The 11,218-nt window shown below is 68.7% G+C and carries 9 protein-coding genes; 5 read left to right on the top strand and 4 right to left on the bottom strand.

Annotation, left to right across the window (positions count from 1 at the left end; translation table 11 throughout):
• Positions 1-22 precede the first annotated feature (22 nt).
• Positions 23-649, bottom strand: coding sequence for a molybdenum cofactor guanylyltransferase (gene mobA / locus ABIB25_RS02845; RefSeq protein WP_354526880.1), 627 nt, complete (start codon positions 647-649; stop codon positions 23-25).
• The gene (locus ABIB25_RS02840; protein ID WP_354526879.1) at positions 627-2,435 is read right to left on the bottom strand and encodes an NlpC/P60 family protein; all 1,809 of its coding nucleotides are present in this window, start codon (positions 2,433-2,435) and stop codon (positions 627-629) included. The genes mobA and ABIB25_RS02840 overlap by 23 nt, the downstream gene beginning before the upstream one ends.
• A gap of 386 nt (positions 2,436-2,821) precedes the next feature.
• Here ABIB25_RS02840 and ABIB25_RS02835 point away from each other — a divergent pair, with 386 nt between their 5' ends.
• The 4 genes from ABIB25_RS02835 to ABIB25_RS02820 all read left to right on the top strand — a co-directional run bounded on the left by ABIB25_RS02835 (position 2,822) and on the right by ABIB25_RS02820 (position 8,841).
• Positions 2,822-3,481: a hypothetical protein gene (locus ABIB25_RS02835; RefSeq protein WP_354526878.1), complete on the top strand. Its 660-nt coding sequence runs from the start codon at positions 2,822-2,824 to the stop codon at positions 3,479-3,481.
• 117 nt (positions 3,482-3,598) lie between these two features.
• A complete protein-coding gene (locus ABIB25_RS02830) occupies positions 3,599-5,215 on the top strand; it encodes a hypothetical protein (RefSeq protein WP_354526877.1) in 1,617 nt (538 codons plus the stop codon).
• A gap of 280 nt (positions 5,216-5,495) precedes the next feature.
• Positions 5,496-8,273 carry an aconitate hydratase AcnA gene (gene acnA / locus ABIB25_RS02825; RefSeq protein WP_354526876.1) on the top strand — a complete coding sequence of 926 codons (2,778 nt, stop codon included), beginning with the start codon at positions 5,496-5,498 and terminating at the stop codon, positions 8,271-8,273.
• Between the two features lie 10 nt (positions 8,274-8,283).
• On the top strand, positions 8,284-8,841 hold the full coding sequence (locus ABIB25_RS02820) for a TetR/AcrR family transcriptional regulator (RefSeq protein WP_354526875.1): 558 nt from the start codon (positions 8,284-8,286) through the stop codon (positions 8,839-8,841).
• A gap of 12 nt (positions 8,842-8,853) precedes the next feature.
• Here the strand turns inward: ABIB25_RS02820 and ABIB25_RS02815 are convergent, their stop codons facing one another.
• A complete protein-coding gene (locus ABIB25_RS02815; RefSeq protein ID WP_354526874.1) occupies positions 8,854-10,506 on the bottom strand; it encodes an outer membrane protein assembly factor BamB family protein in 1,653 nt (550 codons plus the stop codon).
• 164 nt (positions 10,507-10,670) lie between these two features.
• Between ABIB25_RS02815 and ABIB25_RS02810 the strand changes: the two genes are divergently transcribed.
• Positions 10,671-10,826, top strand: coding sequence for a hypothetical protein (locus ABIB25_RS02810; protein ID WP_354526873.1), 156 nt, complete (start codon positions 10,671-10,673; stop codon positions 10,824-10,826).
• Positions 10,827-10,861: 35 nt separating this feature from the next.
• On the opposite strand, the gene ABIB25_RS02805 is transcribed toward ABIB25_RS02810, so the two are convergent.
• On the bottom strand, positions 10,862-11,215 hold the full coding sequence (locus ABIB25_RS02805) for a hypothetical protein (RefSeq protein ID WP_354526872.1): 354 nt from the start codon (positions 11,213-11,215) through the stop codon (positions 10,862-10,864).
• Between the last annotated feature and the right edge of the window lie 3 nt (positions 11,216-11,218).

The raw sequence follows: 11,218 nt of genomic DNA, 5'->3' as shown, positions 1-11,218 counted from the left end.
GGCGCTTGCCGGGATCCGGCGCTCAGCTGTCGCCGGCCGCAGGCCCGGACGGCCGCCATTTCGCCAGATCAGCCGGGGTGTTGATGTCTGAGGTGATGGCTCGGGCGGCGGGCACCCTGGCGCCGATGAGCGGTTCGAGGAGGTCGGCGAGGCGCGCGTCGTGCCAGGACGTCCGCGATCGGACGGCCGCCGTCAGCGGGCCCCATCGCCAGACCCCGGCGAGGTACTGGCTCCGGCCGTCGACGTCGACCAGGACAGCGCCGTCGACTCCCGTGCTCGAGAGCGCCCGGGCCAGGTCGTCGACGGCTGCCGCGTCGATCCCCGGCAGATCGGAGGCCAGGACGACCACCAACTCGTCGCGGTCGCTGCCGATCTCCGAATCGGCCAGGGCGGCCAGGCCGGCCGCCAGCGCGGCTGCGGGGCCGCCACCGGGGGGGTTCTCACGGATCTGGAGCACGTCCGCGGAGAGTTCCCGGGACGGCCCGACGACCACCGTCCTGGCCGGTGCCACGGCGGCCAGTGCGACCGACAGCAGCGTCCTCCCGTCGATCGTCAGTGCGGGTTTGTCCACCAGACCGAGCCGTCGGCCGGCGCCACCGGCCACGATGACCGCCAGCCCGGGCCGGTCAGGTGCCGATGCGGGTGGCACCGATGTAGCCGTTGCCGAATTCTGCCGAGGTGACGTGGACGTAGGCGCCCGAGTACGGCGCCTCGACCATCATCCCGTTGCCCGCATACATCGTCACGTGGTGGATCGTGCTCGGGTCCGACGTGTTGTTGGCGTAGAAGAGCAGGTCGCCCGGCAGCAGGTCGGACTGGGAGATGTGCTGCCCCAACGTGTACTGGTACACCGAGTAGTTGGGGATGGAGATGCCCTCCTGCGCCCAGCCGTAGGACGTGAGCCCGGAGCAGTCGAAACCGACGACGTTGCAGTCGTTCTCGGCCCCGTTCGGACCACAGATCCCGAGCGTCGGGCCACTGCTGTTGCCACCGCCCCAGGAGTAGGGCGTGCCCACCCACTGCTCGGCGGCGGCCACCGCCGCCTCACCCTTGGCCGCTGTCCAGCCGCCGGATCCGGTGCTGGACGACGTGGTGCTGTGGGAGGTGGCCGTCGTGGTGCTGGAACCGCCGCCGTGCAGGAACTCGCAGGCGATGCCGTTCCCGTTGGTGTCCAGCGCCTTCCGGTATCCCGGCTGACCGATGGCAATGGGAGCAACACCGGCCTGCACGGCCGCAGCGCAGTTGGCGTAGTAGACGGTGGGGTTCTTCGGCACGTTGTTCTTCGCGGCGTTGGCCGCGGCGGCCGCCGCCTGGGCGGCTGCCGCCTTCCGGGCTGCTGCGGCCGCCTTCAACTGCGCCTGCTCGTCGTCGAACCGCTTCTTCGCGAGTCGTGCTGCCTGCTCGGCGGCAACCTTGTCGGCAGCGGCCTTGGCCGCCGCCGCTTTCGCCTCGGCCACCGCGATGGCCTGGAGCCGGGCTCGTTCGGCAGCCTTGGCCCGAGCTTCCGCGGCGGCCAGGGCCGCGGCCTTCTCGGCGGCAGCCTTGGCGGCGGCCGCCTTCGCGGCAGCCAGCGCCTTGGCCCTGGCAATGGCCTCGAGGCGCAGCCGCTCCTCCTCTGCCTTCTTGGCGGCAAGCCACTGGTCGTACTGAGCCCGCTGATCCTTCAGATCGGCGACCTTGCTGAGCGCCAGCTGGTAGTCGTTCTCCTGCTGGTCCAGCTGCGTGTTGAGCGTCGCCAACTGCGCCTTTCCGGCCACGAAGGCATCGTCGGCGGTCCGCTTGGCCTGTTGCGCGGTCTGCGCGGCCCGCTCGGCCGCCACCTGGGCGGCGGCGGCGGCGGCACGGGCCACCTTGGCGTCGGAGTCCAGGTTCGCCTTGTCGCTCAGTGTGGTCTGCAGTGTGGCGATCACATCCAGCTGCGACTTTGAGACCTCGTTCAGCATCTCCTGACGGGCCAGCAGATCACTGGCGCTGGAGGCGTCCATCAGCGCCGTCATCGATCCAAGGACGGATCCCTGCCGGAATGACGCAGCAGCAAAGGCCGCCGCCTTGTCCTTGGCCACGGTGATCGCGCCGCCGGCGTTCCCCGCGACCTCGAGCGCGGTCTGGGCGGCCGCCTCGGCGTTGGCCGCGTCCGACTCGGCCAGCTGCTGATCGATCATGGCCTTCTTGACGAGCTCGCCTTTGAGTTCCATGTCGTCGTTGAGCCGGGTGATGTCGCCCTCGGTGGCCGACACCAGCCCGGACAGCCGCCCGACCTCCGCGGCACTGGCCGTCGCGCTGTCCTTGGAATCCTGGATCTGTTGATCGGAGGGATTGGGCGGCGGCGGCGGTACAGCACCTGCCGGAGCACTCACTCCCACGAAGAGAGCGATGCTCAGCACGGCGCAGACAGCGGTGGTCAGGACGGATCGAATGCGTCCGGCTGGCGCCACGACAACTCCTCCCCCGCGAAAAGCCACGGGACCGTTTTCTTGGACAGCAGGGTCCGGGCGAACCCGGGCAACGCCTACTGCTTCTACGTCCAGCAGGGTGATGACCCTCACTGCTCATGACGATCATCACTGTCAATCCAGCACGCCAAGTATCACTTTGCCACTCTGGTCCCCCAATATGCCAGTTGTCACTGTAAACCCACGTGTCCCAAAACGGACATTGGGAATGATGTCAACCGTTCGGAAAGTGGCTGCCTCCGTTGTCACTCCCCGTGACCGCAGCCGTCGCCCTTTGGAGGCTCGAACGGACCGACCAATTCGATTTCGGAAGGGTCAATCCCCGGAAAGGTCGAAGGTCGACCCGATCGATCGGTCACACTGGAGCCGTGTCCGTCCCGCCGCAGTCCTCCCCGCCGGTTTTCGGGGCGCAGGCAGCACCGCGCCCGGCGCCCCGGACCGCCCTCCTGATCGGCGCCGTCCTCGGGGTCGCCGGCGTGGTTGCCGTGCTGGTCGGAACGTTCCTGCCGTGGCTGTCCTCCGGGGGCGTGCTCCGCAACAGCTACTCGATCGTCGGCATCGTCGGGCGGCTCGGTCTGCTGGGCGACGGGTTCGGGGCGACCGCGCTGTCCTGGTGGCCGTTCCTCGGACCGGTGGCCATGATCGGGCTGATCGCCGGAATCGTCCGCCTCTTCCGCACCGCCGCGGTGATGACGCTGTTGTTCGGGATGCTGACCGGTGTCATCGGTGGTGGTGTCCTGGCCGTCGCCGGCGGGCATGCCGGTGCCGGGGTGACCCTCGCGTACACCGGACCGGTGGTGACGGTCGTCGGTGCGCTGGCGGCGGCCACCGGTGCGATCACGGTGCTGCTCGCACTGCGCCGCCGGCGCAGGCACCGCGCACGTATCACGGCGAGCCGAACCATCTCATCCACAGCGGAACCGCCCGGCCCGACGCCGCGTCGGAACCAGGACAGCACGCCCGGCGTCCCCGGGTGGTCCCACCGGCCGGACGTCGCGACCACCGCGCTCGAGCAGTCCCCGCAATAGCCATCACCAGGAATCACCCAGCGGCAGCGATCACCAGGAATCACCCAGCGGCAGCGATCACCAGGAATCACCCAGCGGCAGCGATCACCAGGAATCAAATGAGAGGGAACAGCCACCATGAGTGAGCACTACGGACCACAGAATCCGTACGGCCAGCCCCAGGGCAACCCGGTACCGGGCGGTCAGCCTGGCTGGCAGCCCCACCCGGGCCAGGGCGGCACGGAGCCCGCCGGTCCAGCCGGCTGGCAGCCCCAGTCCCCTCCGGCACAGGGCTCGGCCTACCCGGGTCACGACCAGCAGGGTCATGGCCAGCAGAGCTACGGCCAGCAAGGTGACGGACAGCCGGTCTACGGCCAGCCGGCCCAGGGTTACGGCCAGCAGGGCCCTACCGGCTACGGACAGCAGCAGGCATTCGGCCAGGGCTATGGCCAGCCGACCGGTGCACCGCACGCCCCGATCGGCACGCCTGCCTCCGGCGGCGGATCCGGCAAGAAGAGCCGCACCCCGATGATCGTGACCGTTGTCGCCGTCGTCATCGCGCTGCTCGCCGGGACCGGCGTCTGGTACTTCGGATTCCGCGACACGAAGAGCGAGGGTGGACAGGCCAGCCCGCAGCAGGCCGCGAGTGCGATGCTGCTCTCGCTCAGCCAGAAGGATCCGGTCGGCGTGGCCGATCAGCTGGATCCGGCCGAGGCTTCGCTGTTCTCCGATCTGAACGGTGAGTTCCTCACCGAGCTCAAGCGCCTGGAGATCCTGGCGCCGTCGGCCAGCGCCACCTCGCTGACCGGCTCGAAGATCACCGTCACCGGCCTGACGTTCGGCCCCGATCCCGACCAGATCAATGATCACGTCACCGTCGTCAAGCTGACCGGCGGCACCGTCACGGTCACCACCGACCTGTCGCAGCTCCCCCTCACCGACAAGGTGAAGGCGGCAGCGGGCAGTGAACTGGACAAGCTGAAGACCCAGACGCGGACCTACAACATCGCCGACGAGGTCAAGAAGGTGGGGCATCCGATCCGGATCTCCACCGTCGACCGCGGCGGCAAGTGGTACCCGAGCCTCTTCTACACCGCGGCCGACTACTGGGCGCAGGGTGCCAAGGCCGGTAACCCCACCGCAGCCGACTTCATCGCCGCGACCGGGGGCTCCAGCCCCGAGGACACGATGGACCAGCTGCTCGCCGCTGCCACCAGCGGTGACTACGACAAGCTGATCGGCCTGCTGCCACCGGGCGAGATGGGCGTCATGCACGACTACGGCAAGCTGATCACCAGTCGCATCCCCAGGAGCAGCAGTTCGGCGCTGGGTGATTTCAAGTACTCCGACATGAGCTGGAACGTTTCCGATGTGGCCGGCGGCAAGCTTGTTTCGCTGAAGACCGCGACCGTCACGGTCGGCGGCAAGTCCGTCCAGGTCGCCCGCGACGCGGCCGCCGGGTCCCTGACGATCACCGTGCCCGGCCAGCCCGCCGTCGTCCTCAACAAGGACACCATCAGCGGCTACATCACTAAGGCCTTCGGTGGGTCGGAGTCGTCCGGGATGGATCCGCAGCTCGTCAAGATCATCGGCCAGGAGTTCCAGCAGCTGATCGGCATCGGTGTCGTGATGACGCAGGACGGCGGCAAGTGGTACGCCAGCCCGGTGCGGTCCTACGCGGAAATCTTCGTCAGTGTCCTGAAGGGCCTGCAGCCCTGGGACATCGACTACTTCATCGCGCTCGCCAAGAAGTAGTCCGCAGCACGCAGTCCAGGTAGTACGACAGGGCCCGGCCGGAGCTTCCAGCTCCGGCCGGGCCCCTTGTCGTCCAGGTCGATTGCCCCTCTAGCAGGACAAGCGTACTGTTTGATTCACGCGGCCGGAGATGCCCGGCCCACGGAGTCACGACGTGGCTTTGTAGGGTTGAGCCGCTCCGCCGACCAACCTTTCACCGCCCGGCTCGCCGCCCGGGCAGCTCCTGCGCCGGGTCCGTCTGCCGCAGGACGATCGACCGCCATGTTCGAAGGAGAAACGCGTGTCTTCCAGTCCGGACAGCTTCGCTGCCAAGCAAACTCTCACCGTCACGTCCAGCTCGGGTGAACAGAGCTACGACATCTTCAAGATCAAGGACGTGACCGGTCTCGAGAAGGCCGCCAAGCTCCCGTACTCGCTCAAGGTGCTCCTGGAGAACCTGGTCCGTACCGAGGACGGCGCGAACATCACCCGTGAGCACATCTCGGCGCTCGCCAACTGGGATCCCGCAGCCGAGCCCGACACCGAGATCCAGTTCACCCCGGCGCGCGTGATCATGCAGGACTTCACCGGTGTGCCCTGCATCGTCGACCTCGCCACCATGCGCGAGGCGATGGCCGATCTCGGCGGCGATCCCGACAAGATCAACCCGCTCGCACCGGCCGAGATGGTCATCGACCACTCCGTCATCGCCGACGTCTTCGGCCGCGCCGACGCCTTCGAGCGCAACGTCGAGCTCGAGTACGAGCGCAACCAGGAGCGCTACCAGTTCCTGCGCTGGGGCCAGACCGCGTTCGACGAGTTCAAGGTCGTCCCGCCGGGGACCGGCATCGTGCACCAGGTCAACATCGAGCACCTGGCGCGGGTCGTCATGGTGCGCAATGGGATCGCGTATCCCGACACGCTGGTCGGCACCGACTCCCACACCACCATGGTCAACGGCCTCGGCGTCCTGGGCTGGGGCGTCGGTGGCATCGAGGCCGAGGCGGCCATGCTCGGCCAGCCCGTCTCGATGCTCATCCCCCGCGTCGTCGGCTTCAAGCTGACCGGCACCCTCCCGGACGGGACCACGGCCACCGACCTGGTGCTGACGATCACCGAGATGCTCCGCAAGCACGGCGTTGTCGGAAAGTTCGTCGAGTTCTACGGCGAGGGTGTCGCGGCGGTCCCGCTGGCCAACCGCGCCACCATCGGCAACATGAGCCCGGAGTTCGGCTCGACCGCCGCGATGTTCCCGATCGACGACGAGACGATCCGGTACATGCGGCTGACCGGCCGCCCCGAGGAGCAGCTCGCGCTGGTCGAGGCCTACGCGAAGGCGCAGGGCCTCTGGCACGACGCCTCGGACGAGCCGGTGTTCTCCGAGTACCTCTCGCTCGATCTCGGCTCGATCGTTCCGTCGATCGCCGGCCCGAAGCGTCCCCAGGACCGGGTCATCCTCTCCGAGTCGGTCCCGATGTTTCGGAAAGCGTTGCAGGCTTATGTCTCCCATGACGACACCGACAACGGCGTCGCCGACGGCAAGGACTCGTTCCCGGCCTCGGACTCGCCGTCGCACACCGCGCCGAAGCGGGCGTCCAAGCCCACCAGGGTGACCATGGACGGTCAGGAGTTCGAGCTCGACCACGGCCATGTCGCGGTCGCCGCCATCACCTCCTGCACCAACACCTCGAACCCGCAGGTGATGATCGGTGCCGCCCTGCTGGCGAAGAAGGCGGTGGAGAAGGGCCTGGAGCGCAAGCCCTGGGTCAAGACCACGCTCTCCCCGGGCTCCAAGGTCGTCATGGACTACTACGACCGCGCCGGGCTGCTGCCGTACATGGAGAAGCTCGGCTTCAACCTGACCGGGTTCGGCTGCATGACGTGCATCGGCAACTCCGGCCCGCTGCAGGACGAGATCTCCGCCGCCATCAACGAAGCCGACCTCGCGGTCGTGTCTGTGCTGTCGGGCAACCGCAACTTCGAGGGCCGGATCAACCCGGACATCAAGATGAACTACCTCGCCTCCCCGCCGTTGGTGGTCGCCTATGCGATCGCCGGCTCGATGGACATCGACATCACCCGGGACTCCCTCGGTACCGATCACGAGGGAAATCCGGTCTACCTGAAGGACATCTGGCCTTCGCCGCAGGAGGTCGAGGAGACCATCGCGATGGCGATCAACCAGGAGATGTTCACCCGCGACTACGCCGACGTGTTCGCCGGTGACGAGCGGTGGAAGGGCCTCCAGACCCCGACCGGCAAGACCTTCGAGTGGGACCCGGACTCCACCTACGTCCGCAAGCCCACCTACTTCGAGGGCATGTCGCCCGAGCCGTCTCCGGTGGTCGACATCTCCGGCGCCCGGGTGCTGGCCAAGCTGGGCGATTCGGTGACCACCGACCACATCTCGCCGGCCGGCAACATCAAGGCCGGTACGCCGGCCGCGCAGTACCTGACCGAACACGGCGTCGGGCGCAAGGACTTCAACTCCTACGGCTCCCGTCGCGGGAACCACGAGGTGATGATCCGCGGGACCTTCGCCAACATCCGGCTGCGCAACCAGCTGCTGACCGACGTGGAGGGTGGCTACACCCGGAACTTCCTGGCCGACGGCGAGCAGTCGTTCATCTACGACGCCTCCGCCGCCTACCAGGCGGCCGGCGTCCCGCTGGTGATCCTGGCCGGCGCCGAGTACGGCTCCGGCTCCTCCCGTGACTGGGCGGCCAAAGGTACGGCGCTGCTGGGCGTCAAGGCCGTCATCGCCGTGTCCTACGAGCGGATCCACCGCTCGAACCTGATCGGCATGGGCGTCATCCCGCTGCAGTTCCCGGCCGGTGAGACAGCTGACTCGCTCGGGCTCTCGGGCACCGAGACATTCGCCATCTCGGGCATCACCGCGCTGAACGACGGTGCCACGCCGAAGAGCGTGAAGGTGACCGCGACACCGGTCGACAAGGCCGCTGCGCCCATCGTGTTCGAGGCCAAGGTGCGCATCGACACCCCCGGTGAGGCCGACTACTACCGCAACGGCGGGATCATGCAGTACGTGCTGCGGAACCTGCTCGCGTCCTCGAAGTAAGCGGCAAGCCATGCCCCGGGTCAGCCCGGATCACCTGCAGGCCCGGCGCCAGCAGATCCTCGACGGTGCCCGTGCCGCGTTCGCGCGGCACGGGTACGAGGGTGCGACGGTGCGGGTGCTCGAGGAGGAGATCGGCCTGAGCCGGGGCGCCATCTTCCACCACTTCGCCGACAAGGACGCCGTTTTCATGGCCCTGGCCGGGCAGGATGCGGCGGCGATGGCGGCGACCGTCGCCCGCGAGGGGCTGGTGGCCGTCATGCGCGCCATGCTCGACGCGCCGGATACCGGCTGGCTCGGCACCCAGCTCGAGATTTCCCGTCGTGCGCGGACGGACCCGCGGTTCCGTGACGCCTGGGCCGCCCAGTCGGCACAGGTCAGGGTGGCGACCCGCGCCCGCCTCAATCGTCAGCGCGAAGCCGGCGTCCTACGCACGGACGTGGACGTCGAGGTGCTGGCGTCCTACCTGGAGCTGGTCCTGGAAGGCCTCGTCACGCACCTGGCCGAAGGGCTTCCGGGGGATCTGATGTCGCCCGTGCTCGACGTGGTGGAGCGGTCGGTCCGCCGCTGAGGACGTCGTGGATCAGCGCACCGTGACGTAGCGAAAGCCGTCCGTCGCGCTCATGACGACGAGCACGCCACCGGGTATCGGAATCGCTGCTCGAGCAGTACCCGCCGGGAGCACGACCGATCTGGACGCCCCGGTCGTCAGGTCGAAGCTGATCATGGTGGTCGGACCGGACTCGGCCGGGCACAACGCGTAGTAGACGTTCCCGACGGAGGACCATTCGCGGCCGGGACCGCTGCCGCAGTATGCCTTCTTCGCGTCGACCATCCGACGGTCGGATCCGATCAGCCGGACCCCGTCCGACGCCCGCAGGAGCACCAGGGATCCATTGGCCTCTCCGACCAGGGAACAGTCGACAGTGGCGCACTTCTGGAGCACGGATCCGTCCGCTACCCCGAGAACGACATTGCCGTTGACGTCGAATCCGCCGCTGCTGGCGTACAGGCGCAGCGCGACGCCGCCCGACGACGCCTCCAGGAACGGGACGAATCCCCACCGTGCCGGATCGGCGTCCTTCGCCAGGGTCACCGTCGTCGAATGACGCCACCGGTCGGCGCCGGCGGCGTCCAGCGCGACGAGCTGGGCCGAAAGCCCGCACTGGACCACCCGGAAGGTTAGGGCGGCAACCGATGTCGGTCTTCGAGTCTCGTCCTGACAACCCGGCGCAGCCTGCCACGTCCACAGTTTCCGACCGGAGGCCAGATCGAGGGCGACCAGGCGGTTTCCGCCGGCGTTCCTGGAGTCGAGGAGATCAGCCTCGGCAAGCGGCAGGATCTGGTCTGTCGGTGCCAACCCATCGGCGCCCGTCGCGGCCACGTCGGTCATCCACATCTGGGCCCCGGTGACGGCGTCCAGCACCACCAGGCGGTGCCATCGCGGCCGATCCACTCCCCCGGGAGCAAAGGTCGCGATCACGTAGCGGCCGGCGGTCGAGGTGGCCAGCGCCACCGTGCTGGCTCCGGAGAGACGGTAGGTCCAGCGAAGCACGCCGGTCGGCCCATCGACGCCCTTCACCGTATTCTCCCCGGCTCCGGGATAGCGATTCAAGGTGACGAACCCGGTGCCGGCCGCGACGGTGTCGCGGTCGGTCGTGGGGAACGCGCGGTCCTGCACATCGACCGTCCGGGCGGTCGTCCCGACCAGACCGGGATAGGCGCTCGGCGCCTGTGCTGCGGCGGTGTCGGAGTCAACGGGTCCCGCCACTGCCACCGCCCCGAGTCCGATGCCGCAACCGATGCAGATCGCCGCCGTCCCCGATGCCACTGCGGCGGCGAGAAGCCCGATGCGCCAGGAACTCCGCGGGTGATCCTCGCCGGTCGGGGGCGCGGCGGGCCGGCGGCAGGCCGCGGCCAGACCCGCGGTCGCCACCAGGCCGCACAGGGTCAGGGCCGGGTACCGCAGTCCCGGGGTACCGCCGGCGAACTCGTTCAGGGACAACCAGGCGGGACAGGCGGTGAGGCCGGTCATCACGATCACGGCGCCGAGCCGGCCGGTCGGCGTGCTCGTCAGGACAGAGCCGAGCACCAGAAGGGCCGCCAGCACCAGAGCGGCGACGAGCAGAACGGTCGTGTCCGGATGGGCGGGGCCGGCGCCGAGAAACCAGACGACTGCGCCTCCCGCGACGACCGCCGCTCCGGCAACCGTCCGACCGATCGTGCGTACCGTCACCGTTCGGCATCCCCTGCGTGCTGGAAGTGGGTGACCGAGGTTCGACGGCCACCTTGCTGCGACGAGACGGCACCCCGGCTGGTTCCACCCCCAGCGTCCTGCGAAGTGCTCGCTATAGCGCGCGTTCAGCAGGACGTCAGCGTCGGTTCTGCCATGCTCTGGCCATGACGACCTCCATCCCCTGGCTTGCCGACATCGCACCCAGCTCGCCGATCGACGGACGCTCCGGGACCGTCGTCACGATCGTGCTGGTCGTCGTGGTGCTGGCGGCGATCGCGTTGTTGATCTGGTGGCTGCGGCGTCGACGGAATCGACCGTGAGCGTCGGGCGGCCCACCATCGGGGCCGGTCGGGACTCAGCCCAGCAGCAGGAGGCCGACCCCGAAGGACGCGAGATTGACCAGGCCGGTGATCGCCGCAAGTTCCCGGCGATCCGCTCCGCCCCGCTCGGTTCGCCGCAGACCGAGCACCAGCACGGACCACTCGACGAGCCACACGGCCACCTCGGCGGCAACGAGCACCACCGTGCGGGCCGCCGTTCCGGCGTGGAGGTCGACCAGACCGAACCAGAGCAGCGGGTGCGTGATCACGTTGGCCAGCAGTCCCAGGGCCGCGGCGCGGGAGGTGGAGCACCACCGGCGCAGCAGCAGCGCGTAGATCGGGAGCTCGACCAGCAGCGTCACAGCGAAAGCGCGCAGCCAGTCGATCATCCG

Origin of the sequence: Nakamurella sp. UYEF19 (assembly GCF_040546275.1) — a bacterium.
Lineage (GTDB): Bacteria > Actinomycetota > Actinomycetes > Mycobacteriales > Nakamurellaceae > Nakamurella.
This window is presented reverse-complemented; position numbering and strand designations above follow the sequence as displayed.